The 24,219-nt window shown below is 62.1% G+C and carries 11 protein-coding genes; 5 read left to right on the top strand and 6 right to left on the bottom strand.

What is annotated here, in order from left to right:
* Positions 1 to 26 precede the first annotated feature (26 nt).
* Complete coding sequence (locus ACEN8Z_RS14150) at positions 27 to 1,160, top strand: ATP-binding response regulator (protein ID WP_007998776.1); 1,134 nt, start codon at positions 27 to 29, stop codon at positions 1,158 to 1,160.
* A gap of 60 nt (positions 1,161 to 1,220) precedes the next feature.
* Positions 1,221 to 1,961: a Mut7-C RNAse domain-containing protein gene (locus tag ACEN8Z_RS14145; protein ID WP_495598049.1), complete on the top strand. Its 741-nt coding sequence runs from the start codon at positions 1,221 to 1,223 to the stop codon at positions 1,959 to 1,961.
* A gap of 85 nt (positions 1,962 to 2,046) precedes the next feature.
* On the opposite strand, the gene ACEN8Z_RS14140 is transcribed toward ACEN8Z_RS14145, so the two are convergent.
* From ACEN8Z_RS14140 to ACEN8Z_RS14130, 3 genes are all read right to left on the bottom strand, one after another.
* On the bottom strand, positions 2,047 to 2,811 hold the full coding sequence (locus tag ACEN8Z_RS14140) for a tetratricopeptide repeat protein (RefSeq protein ID WP_495598048.1): 765 nt from the start codon (positions 2,809 to 2,811) through the stop codon (positions 2,047 to 2,049).
* 360 nt (positions 2,812 to 3,171) lie between these two features.
* Positions 3,172 to 18,696, bottom strand: a complete 15,525-nt coding sequence (locus ACEN8Z_RS14135) for a VCBS domain-containing protein (RefSeq protein WP_495598047.1) — start codon at positions 18,694 to 18,696, stop codon at positions 3,172 to 3,174.
* A gap of 90 nt (positions 18,697 to 18,786) precedes the next feature.
* Positions 18,787 to 19,074: a PilZ domain-containing protein gene (locus tag ACEN8Z_RS14130; RefSeq protein ID WP_277529551.1), complete on the bottom strand. Its 288-nt coding sequence runs from the start codon at positions 19,072 to 19,074 to the stop codon at positions 18,787 to 18,789.
* A 203-nt stretch (positions 19,075 to 19,277) separates the two neighbouring features.
* Here ACEN8Z_RS14130 and ACEN8Z_RS14125 point away from each other — a divergent pair, with 203 nt between their 5' ends.
* Positions 19,278 to 19,943 carry a LuxR C-terminal-related transcriptional regulator gene (locus ACEN8Z_RS14125; RefSeq protein ID WP_007998632.1) on the top strand — a complete coding sequence of 222 codons (666 nt, stop codon included), beginning with the start codon at positions 19,278 to 19,280 and terminating at the stop codon, positions 19,941 to 19,943.
* 28 nt (positions 19,944 to 19,971) lie between these two features.
* On the opposite strand, the gene ACEN8Z_RS14120 is transcribed toward ACEN8Z_RS14125, so the two are convergent.
* On the bottom strand, positions 19,972 to 20,133 hold the full coding sequence (locus ACEN8Z_RS14120; protein ID WP_277529555.1) for a DUF2986 domain-containing protein: 162 nt from the start codon (positions 20,131 to 20,133) through the stop codon (positions 19,972 to 19,974).
* Between the two features lie 292 nt (positions 20,134 to 20,425).
* Here ACEN8Z_RS14120 and ACEN8Z_RS14115 point away from each other — a divergent pair, with 292 nt between their 5' ends.
* Both ACEN8Z_RS14115 and ACEN8Z_RS14110 read left to right on the top strand, forming a co-directional pair.
* Complete coding sequence (locus ACEN8Z_RS14115) at positions 20,426 to 21,058, top strand: dihydrofolate reductase family protein (RefSeq protein WP_495598046.1); 633 nt, start codon at positions 20,426 to 20,428, stop codon at positions 21,056 to 21,058.
* 74 nt (positions 21,059 to 21,132) lie between these two features.
* Complete coding sequence (locus ACEN8Z_RS14110; RefSeq protein ID WP_495598045.1) at positions 21,133 to 21,939, top strand: glycosyltransferase family 2 protein; 807 nt, start codon at positions 21,133 to 21,135, stop codon at positions 21,937 to 21,939.
* Positions 21,940 to 22,103: 164 nt separating this feature from the next.
* Here ACEN8Z_RS14110 and sorB read toward each other — a convergent pair whose 3' ends face one another.
* Together sorB and sorA are read right to left on the bottom strand one after the other, a co-directional pair.
* Entirely contained in the window at positions 22,104 to 22,748 is a 645-nt protein-coding gene (sorB, locus tag ACEN8Z_RS14105) for a SorB family sulfite dehydrogenase c-type cytochrome subunit (RefSeq protein WP_495598044.1), read from the bottom strand.
* A 10-nt stretch (positions 22,749 to 22,758) separates the two neighbouring features.
* A complete protein-coding gene (sorA, locus tag ACEN8Z_RS14100) occupies positions 22,759 to 24,018 on the bottom strand; it encodes a SorA family sulfite dehydrogenase catalytic subunit (RefSeq protein WP_495598043.1) in 1,260 nt (419 codons plus the stop codon).
* Positions 24,019 to 24,219 lie beyond the last annotated feature (201 nt).

Genomic DNA, 24,219 nt, shown 5'->3' with positions numbered 1-24,219 from the left:
CTAGCGCAAACCGAAGTGGCATAAATATGCAGCAGGAACCCCCGGTATTCAAAGAAAGAGCCCAGGTGCGGCATCCGCTCCCGCCTGATGGCGTGCCGGCATCAGTGTTGCTGGTGGATGACAATCCCGCCAAGCTGACGGCGCTCGCCGCGGTGATTGCCGACATGGGCCTCGATATTGCCACGGCGACTTCCGGGCGCGAGGCGCTGCGCCTGCTGTTGCAGCGCGACTTCGCAGTCATACTGCTCGACGTGAAAATGCCAGTGATGGACGGCTTTGAAACCGCGGCACTCATTCACGGCCGCCCGAAATCGTCCCATACGCCCATTATCTTCGTTACAGCTGAGGCCGATACGGATTCCGAGCGTTTCCGCGGTTATACGTCCGGCGCAGTGGATTACATCTTCTCGCCGATTGTGGCCGAGGTTCTTCGCGCCAAGATCCGGGTGTTTGTCGACCTGTTCTACCTGCAGCGCAAACTGACGATGCAAGCCGAAGAATTGCTGCAATCGAAGCTGCAGCTGCGTGAACTGGCCTCCTATCAGGAACACATCAAGGAAGAAGAGCGAAAGCGCATCGCACGCGATATCCATGACGAGCTGGGACAGAGTCTGCTGGCGTTGCGAATCGATGTCTCCATGTTGCAGGCGCGCACCAGCACCATGCACCCCAGGCTCAACGAAAAGGCCAGCGATGCTCTGAATCAACTCGATACAGCCATTCGCAGTGTCCGCAGTATCATCAATGACCTTAGGCCGCCCGTACTCGATCTGGGATTGCAAGCAGCGATCGAGTGGCAACTTGAAGAGTTCCGCCAGCGCAGCGCGATCGATTGCACGATATCGGTGAAAGAGCAAAATTTGCGTTGCGAACTGAATGAAAAATCCGCCACGACTCTGTTCCGCATCGTGCAGGAATCGCTGTCGAATATTGCCCGGCACGCACAAGCGACACAGGTGCATATCGAACTCTACAGGGACGGTCGCCGGCTTTACCTGCAGATCAAAGATAATGGTGTAGGCATGACGGATCGCAAAAAATTGAACTCGTTCGGGTTGGTGGGGATGAAGGAACGCATCAGCATGCTGGGCGGGGAATTCACCATCGACAGCGCACCGGACAAAGGAACGAAATTAACGATATCGCTGCCACTCGACTGACCCGGATAGCATCAACACGAGTACAACCATACTGTCCGTAGCCCTGCCATACTGTTCAGTATGACCAGTGCAACCTTCCGCTTCTACGAAGAGCTCAACGACTTCCTGCCGGCCGAACGGCGGCGGCAATCCTTCACCTGCGAGTGTGCGCGAGGGGCGACGGTCAAGCACATGATCGAGGCGCTCGGCGTACCGCATACCGAGGTCGAGCTGGTGTTGCTTAACGGCGAGTCGGCGGGCTTCGATCGGGTGATCCTCGACAGTGACCGGCTGGCGGTGTATCCCAAGTTCGAGGCGCTGGACATCAGCCCACTGCTAAAGGTTCGTGCGCAACCTTTACGGGTGTTGCGCTTCGTCGCTGATGCGCACCTGGGCGGGCTGGCCAGTCTGCTGCGCATGAGCGGCTTCGACACCCTCTTTGACAATGGCTTCGAGGATGGCGAGATCGCCGAGATCGCTGCGCAGCAAGGACGCATCGTACTGACCCGCGACCGCGAACTGCTCAAGCGGCGGATCATCAGCCACGGCTGTTATGTGCATGCCCTGAAACCGTCGCTGCAGCTGCGCGAATTGTACGAGCGCCTCGACCTGGCGCGTAGCGCGCGGCCATTCAGCCTGTGCCTTCATTGCAACCTGCCGCTGCACGAGATCAGCCCGGAACTGGCTCGGCCGCAAGTGCCGCCACGCATTGGCGTTATCTATTCGCACTTCCTGCGCTGCGACGCCTGCCAACGGATTTACTGGGAGGGTTCACACTGGCGCGGCATGTGTGCATTGCTGGCACCTCTGCTGAACCGATAGCCGCGCGCATCGGGCCGGCTGCGTTGCCAGGGATAACCGGCTTTTGCATCAGGCAGATAACGGCCAGAAGTGGACACTCGTAAACTCAACCGTGCACCAGGTAGGCCCCTGGCGGCACCCGATATCGCAGCTTCTTGCATTTGCCAGGTGCGGGCTGATGCCCCGGCGGGCGATCAGGAAACCAGATTCGGCATTTACCCGGAGGCGGCAAATGGCCGCGAGGGATCTCAACCTCACCGTACGCGGGCTCTGGCTCGATGGAAGCCATTTGCACTTCTCCTTCGGACCGAGGTCTGCCAGCCGTCGGTGAGTCCGATATCCGTTCTGCCTTTGCGCGAGCGAAGTTGCCAGCGTCGCGCCCGATGTCCGCAGTGGATTGTTCAGCAACGGCCATGTCTGCTTCGTGGCGCCTTTGGGCCTCCTCTTCCAGCCCCTTCTGTACTGCGACCAGATCTTCCTTGGCATTGGGTGGGGTATTCGAAGCCTGGGCCTGCTGCGCCGCCTGGATCAATTGGAAGTTACGGTTGCGTAATTCGACGTTGCGGCCAACCCGCATGTTCGAGCGCGCCGCCAAGGTTTCAGCCTGCTGGTATTGCCCCTGCTGAAGACGCAGCACACCGAGGTAATGCAGCGTCGCCGGATTGTTCGGCTGGATATGCAGGGCACGTTCCAGCGTGGCAGCGGCTTGGTCCAACTGGCCATTTTCATACTGCCGCGAGGCGGTTTCGATCAGGGTGGTTGATGCGCTGTTACTGTGCGAGGGTGCACTTCGCTCGGCAGCAACCGAACAAAGCGACGCGACGGCGCAGAACGCCAGGATGAGACCCGGTAGAAAACTCTTGGTTGGCATCAGGGGACGGACTCGACTGATCTCGGACGGCACTGCCGTAAAACAGACCACAGCGCTGCTCGGCATTTCCGATACAGGGCCGCTATTGACCTGGCCAGCCCCCTGAAGTTCCCGCTGCAACGGCCACCGCAACCGTAATGCTGTTCCACTGTAGGAGCGAGCTTGCTCGCGATGGTCGTTAACGATGCCGCGTGTTTACTGACTAAACGCAGCGCTCTTGAGTCCATCGTCGGAACGCCGCCCGGAGCAAGCTCGCTCCGGGTGGAATGACGAGAAAAATACCTCGCACAGACCCCATCGCGGATTCATCCGCGATGGGGTCTGCAACCGCGTAGCAGCGTGCAGCCAGCAGCAAAAGCATCATGTCGACAGGATAAAGTCCGTCTGATCGATACCTGCACTGTTAACACCGACCAGGCGAATAGAGTCCATTCCGATCCCGATCAGCGTGTCCGCCCCGTCAGCCGCAATGCTCACGTTGGCTGCGAACGTCTCGCTGCTGATCCCCAGCCCCGCAATATTGAGCAAGTCCTGCCCTCCGGCCGGATCGACGTCGAAGCCCTGGATCGAGTCATTGCCGAAGCCTGCAGCGGCAAACGCGAAGGTATCGTTGCCGAAGCCGCCGTTGAGCGTGTCGTTGCCCAGCCCGCCGAAGAACAGATCGTCACCCGCACCGCCGACCAGAATGTCGTCGGCCATGCCGCCCAGCATCGTGTGGTTTGCCGCCGCTGCATCGTAGGCCAGCTCACTGCCGCTGCCCTCGGCGTTCGCCTGCAAACCCGCCGCTGCGTATTGGCCATTGATCGCGACCTGCGCCACATGTGCACCGTCGTTCACGCTCAGCATGCCGCCAGTGCCTGTGTCATTGGCTGCATAGGTGATCTGCGTATTGGCGCCGAACGCAACATCGCCAAAGTCCAGCTTGTCGCCCGTGGTAAAACCGCTGACGCTGCCACTGAACGCCGTCGACACATCAAGCTTGAGCGTGCCTGCCGCGCCGCTGTCGAACGTCACATGCTGATCGGAGGCAGCACCGAACTCCAGCATCGCCGAACCACTGATAGTCGCGCTTCCCGCGCCACTGGCATCTCCGTGGACGGTGATGTTGCCATCGTTCGCCCACAGGCTACCGCTGTTGACGAGCGCGCTTTCAATCACCAATCCGCCGCTGCCGCTGGCTTGCAGCACGCCAGTGTTGGTGACGGCGTTGCTACCGGTATCGATCACCAGCGCATTGACGCCGTTGGCATGGATCAGGCCCGAGTTGACCAGCATCATCTGCCCCGCGCCCAACTGGCCGGCACCCGAGAGGGTGTTGTCGGCATTGGTGAGCACCGTGTCCGCGCTGCCACCAAAGATCACGTTGTGCGCGCTGTCGGACAGAACCACTTGCCCGCCACCGCTCAACGTCGCGCCACGGAACAGAATCTCGAGATCGGTCCCGCGGCCGGTGGAGCCGAGCGCTATGGTGCCGCTGTTGTCGATGCGGCCACCGAACGGCATGATCGCACCGTCGGCAATGGTGATGGTGCCCGTATTGGTCGTGACCGGGTCCACATCGAACAGCAGGTGGGCCCCGCTCAACGCCGCCGCATCCACACCGTTGACCGTGATCGTCTGGTCGGCACTGATGCTGAGCACGGCATTGCCGTTCGCGTCGTTGGCGATACTCACATCCGCAAAATCGTTGACGCCCGTGAAGCCGATCAAGTCAATTTTGTCCGCCGCCGCGTCGAAGCTGTAAATGATGTTGTTGCCGATCGGCTGGGCGAAAACAAAGGTGTCGGCACCGGACGAGCCGGTCAGGTTGTCGTCGGCGGACAAGGCGAAGATCGGTGCGCCTGGGGCATAGACTTCGACGTTGTTGAACACATAGGCGCTTGCCAGGCTGCCGTCGCTGTTGCTCCAGTGCATGTTGACATCAAGCACCAACGCACCGGCGAAGTCGCTTGGAGTTGTCACAGTCAATGCGCCGGGATCGCTGGTCTGCACGGTCCAGGTGCCGTCGCCGTTGTCGGTTCCTGCATTGAACGTCCATCCCGAGGGAACACCGCTGATGGCCACCGTTATTGGGCCGCTGATATTGGTCGACGGAACGTTGAGGGCTAGATTGATGGGTTCGCCAGCCACACCTGCCGGAAGGTTTGCACTGCTCCCGGCAGCACCAGGATTACCCGCCAGGTCGGTGTAGCTGTTCGCGGCAACGTCGACTTTTACGCTACCGTTCTGCGTTCTGGTCAGCGTCGCCGTGTAGGTATCGCCGTCAACCTGCGTGAAGTTACTCCAGGTTCCGCGGGGTGCTCCGCCCGATGTAGTCACCGTGACGTCAGACAGGTTGAACCCGCTCACAACTTCACTGAACTGGAATGTGACCGTCGACGTTGACGGGATAGGGATGATATCAGTCCCTAAGGCCGTCCCTGTCACTGTCACCGTTGGCGCCACAGTATCAACTGGTGTCTCAACGACGTTCTGCACGTTTACCGTAATGGTCTGCGTGTCGGTTCCGCCATTGCCGTCGGCCACCTGAACGTCCACAACGTAGGCGTTGTCGCCGTCGGTGCCACCGATATCCTGGGGATTCTCGTAATCCGGCGCCGAATTGAACGTCAGCACCCCACTCGAACTGATCGAGAACTTGCTGAAGTCCGTCCCGGCCGTATTCAGGATCGAGTAGCTCAGCGTCTGCGCAGGCAGATCAGCATCGGTCGCCACCACTGTCGTGACGGCCGTGGTGTTCTCCGCCACGTTGACCGAAGCCGTTGCACCACCACCGTTGGAGCTGATCACCGGGGAGTTATCGTTGACTCCCGTCACGGTTACCGCGATTGCCTGGTCGTCAAACAGCGTGCCGTCCGATGCCCGCACAATCACGTCATAGACGTTGTTCGCCCCCGAATCAGTCGGCGCTTCAAAGTTGGGTGCAGAGATAAAGCTCAGCACGCCTGTGCCTGAAACGATCGAAAACTTCGCGGCATCCGCTCCGCCGACGATGTTGTAGCTCAGCGTCTGCGCAGGCAGATCAGCATCGGTCGCCACCACTGTCGTGACCGCCGTGGTGTTCTCCGCCACATTGACCAAAGCCGTTGCACCGCCACCGTTGGAGGTGATCACCGGGGAGTTGTCGTTGACGCCCGTCACGGTTACCGCGATTGCCTGGTCGTCAAACAGCGTGCCGTCCGATGCCCGCACAATCACGTCATAGACGTTGTTCGCCCCCGAATCAGTCGGCGCTTCAAAGTTGGGTGCAGAGATAAAGCTCAGCACGCCTGTGCCTGAAACGATCGAGAACTTCGCGGCATCCGCTCCGCCGACGATGCTGTAGCCCAGCGTTTGTGCCGGCAGATCAACATCGGTCGCCGCCACTGTCGTGATCGCTGTGGTGTTCTCCGCCACATTGATCGAAGCCGTTGCACCACCACCGTTGGAAGTGATCGTCGGTGAGTCGTTGCTGCCGGCGATATGCACGGTGACCGACGTGAGGGTGCCGTCGGCACTGCTCACCGCGAAGGTGTCGGTGTAGGTGGTACCGGCGGCGAACTCGTTGTGGGCGGAGTTGGCGACGTAGGTCCAGGCACCGCCGGTGCCGATGGAGAACTGGCCGTAGCTGCCGGTGGTGTTGGTTTGGGCGACGAAGGTGGCGGCGCTGTCGACGTCGCTGATGGTCAGGGTGCCGGCGGTGGAAATGTCGACGGCAGCATTGGTCTCGGTGAGGTTGGCGATGTCGGCGGACAGCACGGCCGCATCGTTGGTGCCGAGGATATGCACGGTGACTGAAGTGAGGGTGCCGTCGGCACTGCTCACCGCGAAGGTGTCGGTGTAGGTGGTGCCGGCGGCGAACTCGTTGTGGGCAGAGTTGGCGACGTAGGTCCAGGCACCGCCGGTGCCGATGGAGAACTGGCCGTAGCTGCCGGCGGTGTTGGTTTGGGCGACGAAGGTTGCGGCGCTGTCGACGTCGCTGATGCTCAGGGTGCCGGCGGTGGTCAGCGCAGCATTGGTCTCGGTGAGGTTGGCGATGCCGGCGGACAGCACGGCGGCATCGTTGGTGCCGAGGATATGCACGGTGACCGACGTGAGGGTGCCATCGGCACTGCTCACCGCGAAGGTGTCGGTGTAGGTGGTACCGGCGGCGAACTCGTTGTGGGCGGAGTTGGCGACGTAGGTCCAGGCACCGCCGGTGCCGATGGAGAACTGGCCGTAGCTGCCGGCGGTGTTGGTTTGGGCGACGAAGGTTGCGGCGCTGTCGACGTCGCTGACGGTCAGGGTGCCGGCGGTGGAAATGTCGACGGCGGCATTGGTCTCGGTGAGGTTGGCGACGTCGGCGGACAGCACGGCCGCATCGTTGGTGCCGAGGATATGCACGGTGACCGAACTGAGGGTGCCGTCGGCACTGCTCACCGCGAAGGTGTCGGTGTAGGTGGTGCCGGCGGCGAACTCGTTGTGGGCGGAATTGGCAACGTAGGTCCAGGCACCGCCGGTGCCGATGGAGAACTGGCCGTAGCTGCCGGTGGTGTTGGTTTGGGCGACGAAGGTGGCGGCGCTGTCGACGTCGCTGATGCTCAGGGTGCCGGCGGTGGTCAGCGCAGCATTGGTCTCGGTGAGGTTGGCGATGCCGGCGGACAGCACGGCGGCATCGTTGGTGCCGAGGATATGCACGGTGACCGACGTGAGGGTGCCATCGGCACTGCTCACCGCGAAGGTGTCGGTGTAGGTGGTACCGGCGGCGAACTCGTTGTGGGCGGAGTTGGCGACGTAGGCCCAGGCACCGCCGGTGCCGATGGAGAACTGGCCGTAGCTGCCGGTGGTGTTGGTTTGGGCGACGAAGGTGGCGGCGCTGTCGACGTCGCTGATGGTCAGGGTGCCGGCGGTGGTCAGCGCAGCATTGGTCTCGGTGAGGTTGGCGATGTCGGCGGACAGCACGGCGGCATCGTTGGTGCCGAGGATCTGCACGGTGACCGAACTGAGGGTGCCGTCGGCACTGCTCACCGCGAAGGTGTCGGTGTAGGTGGTGCCGGCGGCGAACTCGTTGTGGGCGGAGTTGGCGACGTAGGTCCAGGCACCGCCGGTGCCGATGGAGAACTGGCCGTAGCTGCCGGCGGTGTTGGTTTGGGCGACGAAGGTGGCGGCGCTGTCGACGTCGCTGATGCTCAGGGTGCCGGCGGTGGTCAGCGCAGCATTGGTCTCGGTGAGGTTGGCGATGTCGGCGGACAACACCGCGGCATCGTTGGTGCCGAGGATCTGCACGGTGACCGAACTGAGGGTGCCGTCGGCACTGCTCACCGCGAAGGTGTCGGTGTAGGTGGTGCCGGCGACGAACTCGTTGTGGGCGGAGTTGGCGACGTAGGTCCAGGCACCGCTGGTGCCGATGGAGAACTGGCCGTAGCTGCCGGTGGTGTTGGTTTGGGCGACGAAGGTGGCGGCGCTGTCGACGTCGCTGATGCTCAGGGTGCCGGCGGTGGTCAGCGCAGCATTGGTCTCGGTGAGGTTGGCGATGCCGGCGGACAGCACGGCGGCATCGTTGGTGCCGAGGATATGCACGGTGACCGAACTGAGGGTGCCATCGGCACTGCTCACCGCGAAGGTGTCGGTGTAGGTGGTGCCGGCGGCGAACTCGTTGTGGGCGGAATTGGCGACGTAGGTCCAGGCACCGCCAGCGCCGACGGAGAACTGGCCATAGCTGCCGGCGGTGTTGGTTTGGGCGACGAAGGTGGCGGCGCTGTCGACGTCGCTGATGGTCAGGGTGCCAGCGGTGGTCAGCGCAGCATTGGTCTCGGTGAGGTTGGCGATGTCGGCGGACAGCACGGCCGCATCGTTGGTGCCGAGGATCTGCACGGTGACCGAACTGAGGGTACCGTCGGCACTGCTCACCGCGAAGGTGTCGGTGTAGGTGGTGCCGGCGGCGAACTCGTTGTGGGCGGAGTTGGCGACGTAGGTCCAGGCACCGCCGGCGCCGACGGAGAACTGGCCGTAGCTGCCGGCGGTGTTGGTTTGGGCGACGAAGGTTGCGGCGCTGTCGACGTCGCTGACGGTCAGGGTGCCAGCGGTGGAAATGTCGACGGCGGCATTGGTCTCGGTGAGGTTGGCGACGTCGGCGGACAGCACGGCCGCATCGTTGGTGCCGAGGATATGCACGGTGACCGAACTGAGGGTGCCGTCGGCACTGCTCACCGCGAAGGTGTCGGTGTAGGTGGTGCCGGCGGCGAACTCGTTGTGGGCGGAATTGGCAACGTAGGTCCAGGCACCGCCGGTGCCGATGGAGAACTGGCCGTAGCTGCCGGCAGTGTTGGTTTGGGCGACGAAGGTGGCGGCGCTGTCGACGTCGCTGACGGTCAGGGTGCCAGCGGTGGAAATGTCGACGGCGGCATTGGTCTCGGTGAGGTTGGCGACGTCGGCGGACAGCACGGCCGCATCGTTGGTGCCGAGGATATGCACGGTGACCGAACTGAGGGTGCCGTCGGCACTGCTCACCGCGAAGGTGTCGGTGTAGGTGGTGCCGGCGGCGAACTCGTTGTGGGCGGAATTGGCAACGTAGGTCCAGGCACCGCCGGCGCCGATGGAGAACTGGCCATAGCTGCCGGCGGTGTTGGTTTGGGCGACGAAGGTGGCGGCGCTGTCGACGTCGCTGATGGTCAGGGTGCCGGCGGTGGAAATGTCGACGGCGGCATTGGTCTCGGTGAGGTTGGCGATGTCGGCGGACAACACCGCGGCATCGTTGGTGCCGAGGATCTGCACGGTGACCGAACTGAGGGTGCCGTCGGCACTGCTCACCGCGAAGGTGTCGGTGTAGGTGGTGCCGGCGGCGAACTCGTTGTGGGCGGAATTGGCAACGTAGGTCCAGGCACCGCCGGCGCCGATGGAGAACTGGCCATAGCTGCCGGCGGTGTTGGTTTGGGCGACGAAGGTGGCGGCGCTGTCGACGTCGCTGATGGTCAGGGTGCCGGCGGTGGAAATGTCGACGGCGGCATTGGTCTCGGTGAGGTTGGCGATGTCGGCGGACAACACCGCGGCATCGTTGGTGCCGAGGATCTGCACGGTGACCGAACTGAGGGTGCCGTCGGCACTGCTCACCGCGAAGGTGTCGGTGTAGGTGGTACCGGCGGCGAACTCGTTGTGGGCGGAATTGGCGACGTAGGTCCAGGCACCGCCGGTGCCGATGGAGAACTGGCCGTAGCTGCCGGCGGTGTTGGTTTGGGCCTGGAAGCTTTCCGGGCTGTCGATATCGCTAATGGTCAGGCTGCCGCCGGTGGTCAGCGCAGCATTGGTTTCGCTCAACGTAACGCTGGCCGAGGACAGCACGGCCGCATCGTTGGTGCCGAGGATCTGCACGGTGACCGAACTGAGGGTACCGTCGGCACTGCTCACCGCGAAGGTGTCGGTGTAGGTGGTGCCGGCGGCGAACTCGTTGTGGGCGGAGTTGGCGACGTAGGTCCAGGCACCGCCGGCGCCGACGGAGAACTGGCCGTAGCTGCCGGCGGTGTTGGTTTGGGCGACGAAGGTTGCGGCGCTGTCGACGTCGCTGACGGTCAGGGTGCCAGCGGTGGAAATGTCGACGGCGGCATTGGTCTCGGTGAGGTTGGCGACGTCGGCGGACAGCACGGCCGCATCGTTGGTGCCGAGGATATGCACGGTGACCGAACTGAGGGTGCCGTCGGCACTGCTCACCGCGAAGGTGTCGGTGTAGGTGGTGCCGGCGGCGAACTCGTTGTGGGCGGAATTGGCAACGTAGGTCCAGGCACCGCCGGTGCCGATGGAGAACTGGCCGTAGCTGCCGGCAGTGTTGGTTTGGGCGACGAAGGTTGCGGCGCTGTCGACGTCGCTGACGGTCAGGGTGCCAGCGGTGGAAATGTCGACGGCGGCATTGGTCTCGGTGAGGTTGGCGATGTCGGCGGACAACACCGCGGCATCGTTGGTGCCGAGGATCTGCACGGTGACCGAACTGAGGGTGCCGTCGGCACTGCTCACCGCGAAGGTGTCGGTGTAGGTGGTGCCGGCGGCGAACTCGTTGTGGGCGGAATTGGCAACGTAGGTCCAGGCACCGCCGGCGCCGATGGAGAACTGGCCATAGCTGCCGGCGGTGTTGGTTTGGGCGACGAAGGTGGCGGCGCTGTCGACGTCGCTGATGGTCAGGGTGCCGGCGGTGGAAATGTCGACGGCGGCATTGGTCTCGGTGAGGTTGGCGATGTCGGCGGACAACACCGCGGCATCGTTGGTGCCGAGGATCTGCACGGTGACCGAACTGAGGGTGCCGTCGGCACTGCTCACCGCGAAGGTGTCGGTGTAGGTGGTACCGGCGGCGAACTCGTTGTGGGCGGAATTGGCGACGTAGGTCCAGGCACCGCCGGTGCCGATGGAGAACTGGCCGTAGCTGCCGGCGGTGTTGGTTTGGGCCTGGAAGCTTTCCGGGCTGTCGATATCGCTAATGGTCAGGCTGCCGCCGGTGGTCAGCGGAGCATTGGTTTCGCTCAACGTAACGCTGGCCGAGGACAGCACGGCGGCGTCGTTGCTGCCGGTGACGGTGATGGTCACCAGTTGGGTGTCCACGCCGCCGAGGCCATCGCTGACCTGCACGCTGAACACTTCGTTGTGAATCTCGCCCGCCTTCAGCGATTGCACCGCACTGGCAACGCCATCGGTGCCGTTGGCCAGGGTGTAGGTCCACTTGCCAGTGTTGTCCACGGCGATCGAGCCAAAGGTGCCGGTATCCGTACCCGCAATGCTCCAAGTGGCGCTGGCATCGTGATCGATGTCGGCCGAGCTGAACTGGCCGCTGACGCTGAGCTTGGTGTCTTCCTGCACCGCGCCGGCATCATTACCGGTCGCGAAACCGAGCACGGGTGCGTCATTGGTGCCGGTAATGGTGACGGTCACCAGTTGGGTGTCGACGCCGCCGAGGCCGTCGCTGACTTGCACCGTAAACACGTCATTGTGACTCTCGCCCGCCTTCAGCGACTGCACCGCACTGGCAACACCATCGGTGCCATTAGCCAGGGTGTAGGTCCACTTGCCAGCGTTATCCACGGCGATCGAGCCAAAGGTGCCGGTATTTGACCCGGCAATACTCCAAGTGGCGGTGGCATCGTGATCGATGTCGGCCGAGCTGAACTGGCCGCTGACGCTGAGCTTGGTGTCTTCCTGTACCGCGCCCGCATCATTGCCGGTCGCGAAATCGAGCACGGGCGCGTCGTTGCTGCCGGTAATGGTGATCGTCACGGCCTTGGTCACCGTCGCCCCGAAATCGTCGGTCAGCGTCACCGTGAACATTTCGCTCTTGGTCTGGCCTTCAGCCAGGTACTGCGCCGCGCTGTTGTTCAGCGTATAGGTCCAGCCCACGCTGCCCGCCGCGTCGTTCGTGCTCTCGTCGCTGACACTGGCCACCAGCGTACCCAGCGCATCGGATGGCGCGCTCACGCTGGCCACATGGGCGTGATCCGCCAGGTCCACGTCGCCGAAAGCGAAGCTGCCGCTGGCCAGCGTGGTGCCGTCTTCGGCCACTGCCCCGCTTTCAAGTTCTGCCGCCGCCACCGTCGGCCCGTCATTGCTGCCGGTAATGGTGATCGTCACGGCCTTGGTCACCGCCTCCCCGAAATCGTCGGTCAGCGTCACCGTGAACACTTCGGTCTTGGTCTGGCCTTCAGCCAGGTACTGCGCCGCGCTGTTGTTCAGCGTATAGGTCCAGCCCACGCTGCCCGCCGCGTCGTTCGTGCTCTCGTCGCTGACACTGGCCGCCAGCGTACCCAGCGCACCGGATGGCGCACTCACGCTGGCCACATGGGCGTGATCGGCCAGGTCCACGTCGCCGAAGGCGAAGCTGCCGCTGGCCAGCGTGGTGCCGTCTTCGGCCACCGCACCGCTTTCGACCTCTGCCGCCGTCACCGTTGGCGCATCGTTGGTACCGGTAATGGTGACGGTCACCAGCTGGGTGTCCTCGCCACCCAGGCCGTCGCTGACTTGCACCGTAAACACGTCATTGTGACTCTCGCCCGCCTTCAGTGACTGCACCGCACTGGCGACACCATCGGTGCCATTGGCCAGGGTGTAGGTCCACTTGCCGGTGTTGTCCACGGCGATCGAGCCGTAGGTACCGGTTGACGAGCCATTGATGCTCCAGGTCGCTGTGGCATCGTGATCGATGTCGGCCGAGCTGAACTGGCCGCTGACGCTGAGTTGGGTGTCTTCCTGCACCGCGCCGGCCTCGTTGCCGGTCGCGAAACCGAGCACCGGCGCGTCATTGGTGCCGGTAATGGTGACGGTCACCAGTTGGGTGTCCACGCCACCGAGGCCGTCGCTGACTTGCACCGTAAACACGTCATTGTGACTCTCGCCCGCCTTCAGCGACTGCACCGCACTGGCAACGCCATCGGTGCCGTTGGCCAGGGTGTAGGTCCACTTGCCAGCGTTGTCCACGGCGATCGAGCCGTAGGTCCCGGTTGACGAGCCATTGATGCTCCAGGTCGCCGTGGCATCGTGATCGATGTCGGCCGAGCTGAACTGGCCGCTGACGCTGAGCTTGGTGTCTTCCTGCACCGCGCCGGCCTCATTGCCGGTCGCGAAACCGAGCACTGGCGCGTCATTGGTGCCGGTGACGGTGATGGTCACCAGCTGGGTGTCCACGCCGCCGAGGCCATCGCTGACCTGCACGCTGAACACTTCGTTGTGAATCTCGCCCGCCTTCAGCGATTGCACCGCACTGGCAACGCCATCGGTGCCGTTGGCCAGGGTGTAGGTCCACTTGCCAGTGTTGTCCACGGCGATCGAGCCAAAGGTGCCGGTATCCGTACCCGCAATGCTCCAGGTCGCCGTGGCATCGTGATCGATGTCGGCCGAGCTGAACTGGCCGCTGACGCTGAGCTTGGTGTCTTCCTGCACCGCGCCGGCATCATTGCCCGTCGCGAAACCGAGCAAGGGTGCGTCATTGGTGCCGGTGACGGTGATGGTCACCAGCTGGGTGTCCACGCCACCGAGGCCGTCGCTGACTTGCACCGTAAACACGTCATTGTGACTCTCGCCCGCCTCCAGTGACTGCACCGTACTGGCGACACCATCGCTGCCATTGGCCAGGGTGTAGGTCCACTTGCCGGTGTTGTCCACGGCGATCGAGCCGTAGGTCCCGGTTGACGAGCCATTGATGCTCCAGGTCGCCGTGGCATCGTGATCGATGTCGGCCGAACTGAATTGGCCGCTGACGCTGAGCTTGGTGTCTTCCTGCACCGCGCCGGCATCGTTGCCCGTCGCGAAATCGAGCACCGGCGCATCGTTGCTGCCGGTGACGGTGACGGTCACCAGCTGGGTGTCCACGCCACCCAGGCCATCGCTGACCTGCACGCTGAACACTTCGTTGTGACTCTCGCCCGCCTTCAGCGCCTGCACCGCACTGGCGACACCATCGGTGCCATTGGCCAGGGTGTAGGTCCACTTGCCAGCGTTGTCCACGGCGATCGAGCCGTAGGTCCCGGTTGACGAGCCATTGATGCTCCAGGTCGCCGTGGCATCGTGATCGATGTCAGCCGAGCTGAACTGGCCGCTGACGCTGAGCTTGATGTCTTCCTGCACCGCGCCGGCCTCATTGCCGGTCGCGAAACCGAGCACTGGCGCGTCATTGGTGCCGGTAATGGTGACGGTCACCAGTTGGGTGTCGACGCCGCCGAGGCCGTCACTGACCTGCACGCTGAACACTTCATCGTGACTCTCGCCCGCCTTCAGCGACTGCACCGCACTGGCGACACCATCGGTGCCATTGGCCAGGGTGTAGGTCCACTTGCCAGCGTTGTCCACGGCGATCGAGCCAAAGGTGCCGGTATTTGACCCGGCAATACTCCAGGTCGCCGTGGCATCGTGATCGATGTCGGCCGAACTGAATTGGCCGCTGACGCTGAGCTTGGTGTCTTCCTGCACCGCGCCGGCATCGTTGCCCGTCGCGAAATCGAGCACCGGCGCATCGTTGCTGCCGGTGACGGTGACGGTCACCAGCTGGGTGTCCACGCCACCCAGGCCGTCGCTGACCTGCACCGTAAACACGTCATTGTGACTCTCGCCCGCCTTCAGCGCCTGCACCGCACTGGCGACACCATCGCTGCCATTGGCCAGGGTGTAGGTCCACTTGCCAGCGTTGTCCACGGCGATCGAGCCGTAGGTCCCGGTTGACGAGCCATTGATGCTCCAGGTCGCCGTGGCGTCGTGATCGATGTCAGCCGAGCTGAACTGGCCGCTGACGCTGAGCTTGATGTCTTCCTGCACCGCGCCGGCATCATTGCCGGTCGCGAAACCGAGCACTGGCGCGTCATTGGTGCCGGTAATGGTGACGGTCACCAGTTGGGTGTCGACGCCGCCGAGGCCGTCACTGACCTGCACGCTGAACACTTCATCGTGACTCTCGCCCGCCTTCAGCGCCTGCACCGCACTGGCGACACCATCGGTGCCATTGGCCAGGGTGTAGGTCCACTTGCCAGCGTTGTCCACGGCGATCGAGCCGTAGGTCCCGGTTGACGAGCCATTGATGCTCCAGGTCGCCGTGGCGTCGTGATCGATGTCGGCCGAGCTGAACTGGCCGCTGACGCTGAGCTTGGTATCCTCCTGCACCGCGCCGGCATCATTACCGGTCGCGAAACCGAGCACCGGTGCGTCATTGGTGCCAGTGACGGTGATGGTCACCAGCTGGGTGTCGACGCCACCGAGGCCGTCGCTGACTTGCACCGTAAACACGTCATCGTGACTCTCGCCCGCCTTCAGCGCCTGCACCGCACTGGCGACACCATCGGTGCCATTGGCCAGGGTGTAGGTCCACTTGCCAGCGTTATCCACGGCGATCGAGCCAAAGGTGCCGGTATTTGACCCGGCAATACTCCAACTGGCGGTGGCATCGTGATCGATGTCGGCCGAGCTGAACTGGCCGCTGACGCTGAGCTTGGTGTCTTCCTGCACCGCGCCGGCCTCGTTGCCCGTCGCGAAATCGAGCACGGGCGCGTCATTGGTGCCGGTGACGGTGATGGTCACCAGCTGGGTGTCGACGCCACCCAGGCCGTCGCTGACTTTCACCGTAAACACGTCATTGTGACTCTCGCCCGCCTTCAGCGACTGCACCGCACTGGCGACACCATCGGTGCCGTTGGCCAGGGTGTAGGTCCACTTGCCAGCGTTGTCCACGGCGATCGAGCCGTAGGTCCCGGTTGACGAGCCATTGATGCTCCAGGTCGCCGTGGCGTCGTGATCGATGTCAGCCGAGCTGAACTGGCCGCTGACGCTGAGCTTGATGTCTTCCTGCACCGCGCCGGCATCATTGCCGGTCGCGAAACCGAGCACTGGCGCGTCATTGGTGCCGGTAATGGTGACGGTCACCAGTTGGGTGTCGACGCCGCCGAGGCCGTCACTGACCTGCACGCTGAACACTTCATCGTGACTCTCGCCCGCCTTCAGCGCCTGCACCGCACTGGCGACACCATCGGTGCCATTGGCCAGGGTGTAGGTCCACTTGCCAGCGTTGTCCACGGCGATCGAGCCGTAGGTCCCGGTTGACGAGCCATTGATGCTCCAGGTCGCCGTGGCGTCGTGATCGATGTCGGCCGAGCTGAACTGGCCGCTGACGCTGAGCTTGGTATCCTCCTGCACCGCGCCGGCATCATTGCCGGTCGCGAAACCGAGCACTGGCGCGTCATTGGTGCCGGTGACGGTGACGGTCACCAGCTGGGTGTCCACGCCACCCAGGCCATCGCTGACCTGCACGCTGAACACTTCGTTGTGACTCTCGCCCGCCTTTAGCGCCTGCACCGCACTGGCGACACCATCGGTGCCATTGGCCAGGGTGTAGGTCCACTTGCCGGTGTTGTCCACGGCGATCGAGCCGTAGGTGCCGGTTGACGAGCCATTGATGCTCCAGGTCGCCGTGGCATCGTGATCGATGTCGGACGAGCTGAACTGGCCAGTCACGCTGAGCTTGGTATCTTCCTGTACCGCGCCCGCATCGTTGCCCGTTTCAAAACCGAGCACGGGCGCGTCATTGCTGCCGGTAATGGTAATCGTCACGCCCTTGGTCACCGTCGCCCCGAAATCGTCGGTCAGCGTCACCGTGAACATTTCGATCTTGGTCTGGCCCGCGGCCAGGTACTGCGCCGCGCTGTTGTTCAGCGTATAGGTCCAGCCCACGCTGCCCGCCGCGTCGCCCGTACTCTCGTCGCTGACACTGGCCACCAGCGTACCCAGCGCACCGGACGGTGCACTCACGCTGGCCACATGGGCGTGATCGGCCAGGTCCACGTCGCCGAAAGCGAAGCTGCCGCTGGCCACCGTGGTGCCGTCTTCGGCCACCGCCCCGCTTTCGACTTCTGCCGCCGTCACCGTCGGCGCGTCGTTGCTGCCAGTAATGGTGATCGTCACGGCCTTGGTCACCGTCGCCCCGAAGTCGTCGGTCAGAGTCACCGTGAACATTTCGGTCCTGGTCTGGCCTTCAGCCAGGTACTGCGCCGCGCTGTTGTTCAGCGTATAGGTCCAGCCCACGCTGCCCGCCGCGTCACCCGTACTCTCGTCGCTGACAGTGGCCACCAGCGTACCCAGCGCACCGGACGGTGCACTCACGCTGGCCACATGGGCGTGATCGGCCAGGTCCACGTCGCCGAAGGCGAAGCTGCCGCTGGCCACCGTGGTGCCGTCTTCGGTCACTGCACCGCTTTCGACCTCTGCCGCCGTCACCGTCGGCGCGTCGTTGCTGCCGGTAATGGTAATCGTCACGCCCTTGGTCACCGTCGCCCCGAAGTCGTCGGTCAGCGTCACCGTGAACACTTCACTCTTGGTCTGGCCCGCGGCCAGGTACTGCGCCGCGCTGTTGTTCAGCGTATAGGTCCAGCCCACGCTGCCCGCCGCGTCGCCCGTACTCTCGTCGCTGACACTGGCCACCAGCGTACCCAGCGCACCGGACGGTGCACTCACGCTGACCATATGCGCGTGATCCGCCAGGTCCACGTCGCCGAAGGCGAAGCTGCCGCTGGCCACTTTGGTGCCGTCTTCGGCCACCGCCCCGCTTTCAAGTTCTGCCGCCGCCACCGTCGGCCCGTCATTGGTGCCGGTAATAGTGATGGTCACATTCTGCGTTACCGACGAACCATGACCATCGCTGATGGTGACCAGGTAGGTTTCGGTTACTGTCTGTCCCTGAGCCAGGTACTGCGCCGCCGCATTGTTCAGGTTGTATGTCCATTGCACCGAGCCGTTGGCCGCGTTCGCGGCTTCGCTTACCGACGAGAGCACAAACGTACCAAGATGAGTAGCGTTGCCCAGCGCCGGCGCGAACGTCGCAATGTGCGTGTCACTCAGGTCGACGTCGTTAAAGGCAATCGTGCCGCTGGCCGTCAGCGAGTCGGTCGTACTCGCAGTGGTGGCGGCGTCTTCAGTCACCGTGCCGGCCTGCGCGCCGAGGCTGATCGTCACACCATCGTTCACGCCCGAAAACTGTACTGTCGCGGTGGCCCAACTGAGCGTTCCGTTGCCGAGACGAATCGCATAGGTAAAGCTGTCCGTCAGGAGCTCGCCAGTAGCAAGCGCCTGGAGTTGTGCCTTGAAAGCATCTGAAAAAGTAGCGGCGTCGTAGCCGACCTTACCGTCCGAAGTGATCCAGATCTTTGCACCATTCAAACTGGTGTCAGAACTCGTCGCCTCAGCCCTCGCCGTATCCTGGGTCAGGAGGTCGGCCGGAGCATAAACCTTGGTGGCAGTAGAAAGACTGTCCGCGTTGTCGAGTGACCAGAGTGTCTTCGCGTTGCCGCCGAGGTCATTGGACATGACGTCCCAATACACGACCCCCAGCAGATTTTCAGTGGTGGTGAAGACGTCATCCTTCGCCTGCGGCGTGTTGGAAAACGAGGTAACGGTTCCGCCGCCGGTAGTTGTGGTGCTAGCCATGTCTTTCTCCCATGAATGTCACTCTGAGCAAAAAAACCGCTGTGGACCGCTAACAGCCACGAGCCGATTCTTCCTCAACCTGCGAATAATTCACTCCACCGGTACCAGCCGGCTGGCCAGCAGCTTCACGCCCACCCCGGCCCTGCCACCCAGCGGCTCAATGCGCACGATTTGTCCCTGCGCCTTGAACTTCATGGGGCCGCCGGGAGTGTCGAGCTCGATCTCGAAGTCAATCAAGCTACCCACCTGCTGCTCGCTATCGGTTTCGAAATACAAACCGGAGGCGCTGATGTCACGGGTGACACCGTTGCCCCCGCCGATCAGTTGCAGCGACAGGGTGACTTGTTCACGGGGCTCAATTCGGTGTGCGTCTTTCATGACTGCAGTCTAAAAACGGCTTCTGTTTTTTACATGAGTGCGCTATCCCTTTTTTTCTGGGAGTCAATCACCCTTTAAAACAGTGTTTTACGGGACAAATGTCATGGGAGGGGGTGCCTGAAGCGCTATAGAAAAAGCTAGGGGCTGCAACGATTGCTATCATGATCAGCTAACACAACCCGCCTAAAGAGGCAGCGAGCCGCATGCCAATTCAAGTCCTGTTAGTAGCTCTACCGCTCGTGGCCTGGGGCCTTGAGCGTCTGGTGGAAAGCGCTCAACCGAGGTTGATGCTGGCGGGTTCGGTGGCGTCGGTGGCGCAATACCTGCTTTCGCTGCACCTATACACACCAGATGTGGTGGTACTGGACCTGGACAGCGAGGACTGTATCGAGTCGCTGGCCGACTTGCACCGCCAGACCAAAGCCAAGATTCTGGTAGTGACAGGGTCGAGCGACGTGACACTGCATGACAGTGCGGTGCTGGCGGGCGCACGTGGCGTGGTGGATAAGCGGGAGTCGGCATCCGCCTCAACATTGCTCAAAGCCATAGAAAAAGTGCATGAAGGCGAACTCTGGATTGACCGCAATGCGACCAGCCGTATCTTCCTTGAACTGGCGCGCAAGAAAGCCGAGCGCGATATGGACCCGGAGCAAGAAAAAATCGCCAAGCTGACGCGTCGCGAGCAGCAAACCATTGCATCGCTGGCCAGCGACCCCTCAGCGCCTGGCAAGTTGGTGGCCGAGAAGCTGCACATCAGCGAGCACACGCTGCGCAACCATTTAACATCGATCTATAGCAAGCTGGGCCTGACGAACCGCGTAGATCTGTACGCCTACGCACACAAGCATGGGCTTTCCACTGGCGACTGAGGACTGCGGGCCGCCGCCGATGGTGGCGTCAGCTCTCAGCGCAAATGATTGAGTCCTGACTGGATTCAGCAGCCAGTTTCAATCGGTCCGCTTTACTAATGTATTTTGACTTGTTTTTCGGTGCCAATTTGGCACTGGCCTTTTTGGCGTGAGCCTTTAACAGCTGATTTATTTTTTTACGACGATTCATATTTTTCTACCCCTTTTGCAAGTTCTTGAATGATATCAGCTTAAAGTACCGGGCCAGCTCCCTGTGGTGCGCACTTGGTGCATAACGCTGGAAACAGGCGGTGAATCGCCCCTGGTTTGCTCGAAGCCTCCAAATGACAATGTTATGCAATGCATTCCCGCGAGAAATAAAGATCACGCATTTTGTTGTCGATTTCACAGCGTCTGGTTCGACTATCTATCAGGGAATGGTCTCAAGGCATCGCAGACTTCCCTGTCTAAACTCTTTCAGCAAGATGAATCAGGAGAAGAACATGCGCACACTCACCGTTGCCGCGTTCGTGAGTCTGGACGGCGTCATGCAAGCGCCCGGCGGGCCTGAAGAGGATTCCAGTGGCGGATTCCGGTTCGGTGGCTGGATAGTGCCCTACGCCGACCAAACCACCGGCCAGGCCATACAGGACCTGTTCTCCCAACCGTTCGAGTTGCTGCTGGGGCGTCGTACCTACGACATCTTCGCCTCCTATTGGCCGCACATTCGGGCCGATTCAACCCACCACACCATCGCTGACCTGTTCAACAGCGTACCCAAGCATGTGGCCACGCATCGCGCCGACTCGCTGGACTGGCAGAACAGCCATGCGCTGGAGGGCAACCTGGTCGATGCGATCAGCGCGCTCAAGCGTCAGGACGGTCCTCAGCTACTGACCCAAGGCAGCGGCGATCTGGTGCGCCAACTGCTTGCCGCCGGCCTGGTGGATGAATTGCGGCTGATGATTCATCCCATCCTGCTGGGGCGCGGCAAGCGCCTGTTCGGCGACAACGCACAAGCGTCGGCCTTCACCTTGCAGAACTCGATCAGCTCGCCCGGGGGTGTGCTGATCGCCCGTTACCTGCGTAGCGGCGAGGTACGCACAGGCACGTTCGAAGGCGTCAGCCAGCAATAGCTCAGGTGAAATTAAGCTTGGGCTAAGGTTGCCTCTTTAAGCTCGACGCATTTGGGCCGTCGAGCATTTCGAAGATGGGTAGTGTCGATACAAGCGCCAAACCGCCATTCAGCATCGTTCTGGTGAATTACAAAACCCTTGATTTGACCAGGATCTGCCTGGACCTTTTGCGCGAGCCGGTACGAAAAGCCGGCATTGCGGTCTGGGTGGTGGATAACGGTTCGGCGGACGCCAGCGTCGAGTATTTGCGCTCACTCGACTGGATCAATCTGATCGAACGCAATGCCCCCACCAAAGAGCCGGGCCACATCGCCCATGGCAAAGCGCTGGACTTGGCACTGGCCAGGGTCAATACCGACTATCTGTTCCTGATGCACACCGACACGTTCGTCTTCGATGCCGATGTCTTTGCGATGATGCTGGACCACTGCACAAAGGATCGAAAAGTCATCGCGGTCGGTTGCACGGAGCAACTCAACCGCGGACTGCCAAGGACCGTGTGGCGCTTCACTTCACGCCTGCTCAAGCACCATTACCGGCGCCTGAAGCAATCCCTTGGCCTGCGATCAAAAGACCCGAAGCCCTACAAGGAAACCCACTTGAAAAGCTTTTGCACGTTATGGAATTGCGGGTTGATGAAGCAGCAGGGTCTGCATTTTCAGATCGACGATCGTGTGCCCGGTTATGAACTGCAAGACCGGGTGATCGGGCTTGGCTACAAAGTCGTGTTTCTTTCGCCGGGCAAAATCTTCAAGTACCTGGACCACGTCCAGGCCGGCACCGTCGCCGCTGCGGGCGGATATGGCCAGAATCATCGGCGGACCAAAATGTACCAGGACATTCTCAAGCGCTTCAGTGCAGACAAGACTTCGATGTCTTGAACAAACTGCACTCACAAAAAAGCCCCGAATAATGTGGGAGCGAGCTTGGTCCGGGCGGCGCTCCGACGATGGCGGCCTGTCAGGCACCTTCTGTGTGACTGTGCAACCGCCATCGTCGGAGCGCCGCCCGGACCAAGCTCGCTCCCACAAGGCTCGCGGCCCGCTCATTGATTCATGATGAACGTCGCCAGGCTTTTCAGGTCGTCCGAACTTAACTGCGCGAACGGTGGCATGGGCACATCCCCCCACTTTCCGCTACCGCCGTGCTGAATGCTGGACATTACCCGGGCCAGTGCCTGCGGGTCATTGGCATACCTGGTTGCCACATCGTGATAGGCCGGGCCGACGACCTTATGATCGACCGAGTGACAGGACAGGCAGGCGTTGTCCTGGAGCAAGGCCGAGGCGACTTTGGCTACCGACACTGTCGGGGGCTGGCCCGCCGACGGGTTCGAGGCCGCCTGAACATCGGCATCGCTCGCCAGGGCACTGCCGTAGGTCACCGCCAGGTAGGCGCCGATCACATTCACCTCCTGGTCGCTGATCGGAGCGCCGTACACGTGCTGCATCTTGCTCGCTTCGGCGGTCCACTGCGCCAGGCTCATGCCCGGCGGCTGGAAGTTGATGTAGTCGGCCGAATGGCAGATGGAACACTTCTGCTGGGCCAATGGATAGCCAGGCAACGCACTGGACTTGAACGCGGCCGTTTCGGGCGGCAACGTGATCGACAGTGGCGCGGCGCTAGCCATGCTGGCCAGACAAACCTGAGCCGCGCACAGCAAGGTGGTCATGAATTTCATGAGTTTCATGCAGCCCTCCTCAGGCGACGGTCACGTGGCTGGTTTCGACGACATGGCGGCGGTAGCCACCGGGGTTCCAGTCGGCTTGCAGCGGTTGCGTCTCGCCCGCACTGTTGCTGGCTCGCACCATCAACTGCGTGGCGCCCTTGCTGGTAAAGCTGATCGACAGTGTCCACTCACGGAAGGAGTAGCGACCAAGGTCCTGCCCAAGCCTGGCTTCGCGCCAGGTTTTTCCGCCGTCGACCGACACCTCCACCTTGTTGACCCCAGCGCCGCCGTCGAACGCAATACCCTTGAGCACCACGTTTTTGTTCAGTGGCAATACATCGCCGTGCTTAACACTGGTGATGAAACTGCGCACCGGCAATCTGGAAATCGGCCGGGTTTTCGCCGCCGTGGTGCCGGGGGCGATGCAGAAGCAATCGTTATCCGGAACCCGGTAACCCTTGGCCATGAAGAAACCGTCGTAGGTATGGTCGAGGACTTCGATCTCACTCAGGTGCTTGACCCAGTACGTGCCGAAATAGCCCGGCACCACCAGACGAATCGGGTAACCGTTGAGAAATGGCAGGTCGGTGCCATTCATCGACCAGGCGATCATCGGCTCGCCGTCCATGGCATGACTGATGTCCAGCGCCTTGATGAACTCCGGCGTGCTCGGCAGCACCGGTTTATCGAGCCCACGGAAGGTCACTTGCGCGGCACCGGCTTTCACCCCTGCCTTTTCCAGTACAGCCTTGAGCGGTACCCCCAGCCACCGCGCATTGCCCATGGAGCCATTGCCCAACTGAGCCCCGAACACCCGCGGCATCGAGAAGCCACGGCTGTTGCCCGAACACTGATTGACGGCCACCACTTCTACCGGTTCGGCGAGGGCCTTGAGCTCGGCAAGGGAAAGCGACAGCAGCGTGTCGACCGAGCCCTTGATCGTCAGGCGGTAGCTGTCGGGATCGATGCTGGTCGGGAAATTGGCCAGGTGGTAACGCACGAAAAAGGCGTCATTGGGCGTGATCGGCCCTTCGTTGAAGACAGGGAACGGCGTCTCCAGATGCGGCGGTCGCGTGGTCACCAGGGTCAACGGGCGTTTTTGCGGATATTGCACCAGCGGGCGCGGGCCAGCGGCAAAGGTCACTTCCTCGGCGGCCTCACCGGCCACCCCGGTTTCGTCGGCAGCCCTGGCCAGGCTTGCCAACGGCGAAGCCGCCAAAGCCAACGTGAAAGCATCGCGTAAAACCCGCCGGCGGGTCGGCTGGCTGTTGCCTACAAAACTGAACTTCATTCTGCGTTCTCTATGTTTGTTTTATCGAGATGCAACTGACTGTAGGAGCGAGCCTGCTCGCGATGGTCATTAACGATTACGCGTATTTACTGGATAAACGCAGCGCACTTGAGTCCATCGCGAGCAAGCTCGCTCCTACAATTTCCCGCCAGGGCGGAGAGGTATCAGGCTTACGGTTTCGCCTTACCGAGGTCGGTAAAC

Source organism: Pseudomonas sp. Pseusp10 (assembly GCF_059492225.1).
The sequence above is the reverse complement of the archived record's forward strand: the minus strand, read 5'-3'. Positions and strand labels throughout refer to the sequence as shown.

What these genes read in the sequence shown, in the direction of transcription:
- ACEN8Z_RS14150 (WP_007998776.1), top strand. Translation starts at nt 27, where the DNA reads ATGCAGCAGGAACCCCCGGTATTCAAAGAAAGAGCCCAGGTGCGGCAT.
- ACEN8Z_RS14145 (WP_495598049.1), top strand. Translation starts at nt 1,221, where the DNA reads ATGACCAGTGCAACCTTCCGCTTCTACGAAGAGCTCAACGACTTCCTG.
- ACEN8Z_RS14140 (WP_495598048.1), bottom strand. Translation starts at nt 2,811, where the DNA reads ATGCCAACCAAGAGTTTTCTACCGGGTCTCATCCTGGCGTTCTGCGCC.
- ACEN8Z_RS14135 (WP_495598047.1), bottom strand. Translation starts at nt 18,696, where the DNA reads ATGGCTAGCACCACAACTACCGGCGGCGGAACCGTTACCTCGTTTTCC.
- ACEN8Z_RS14130 (WP_277529551.1), bottom strand. Translation starts at nt 19,074, where the DNA reads ATGAAAGACGCACACCGAATTGAGCCCCGTGAACAAGTCACCCTGTCG.
- ACEN8Z_RS14125 (WP_007998632.1), top strand. Translation starts at nt 19,278, where the DNA reads ATGCCAATTCAAGTCCTGTTAGTAGCTCTACCGCTCGTGGCCTGGGGC.
- ACEN8Z_RS14120 (WP_277529555.1), bottom strand. Translation starts at nt 20,133, where the DNA reads ATGAATCGTCGTAAAAAAATAAATCAGCTGTTAAAGGCTCACGCCAAA.
- ACEN8Z_RS14115 (WP_495598046.1), top strand. Translation starts at nt 20,426, where the DNA reads ATGCGCACACTCACCGTTGCCGCGTTCGTGAGTCTGGACGGCGTCATG.
- ACEN8Z_RS14110 (WP_495598045.1), top strand. Translation starts at nt 21,133, where the DNA reads ATGGGTAGTGTCGATACAAGCGCCAAACCGCCATTCAGCATCGTTCTG.
- sorB (WP_495598044.1), bottom strand. Translation starts at nt 22,748, where the DNA reads ATGAAACTCATGAAATTCATGACCACCTTGCTGTGCGCGGCTCAGGTT.
- sorA (WP_495598043.1), bottom strand. Translation starts at nt 24,018, where the DNA reads ATGAAGTTCAGTTTTGTAGGCAACAGCCAGCCGACCCGCCGGCGGGTT.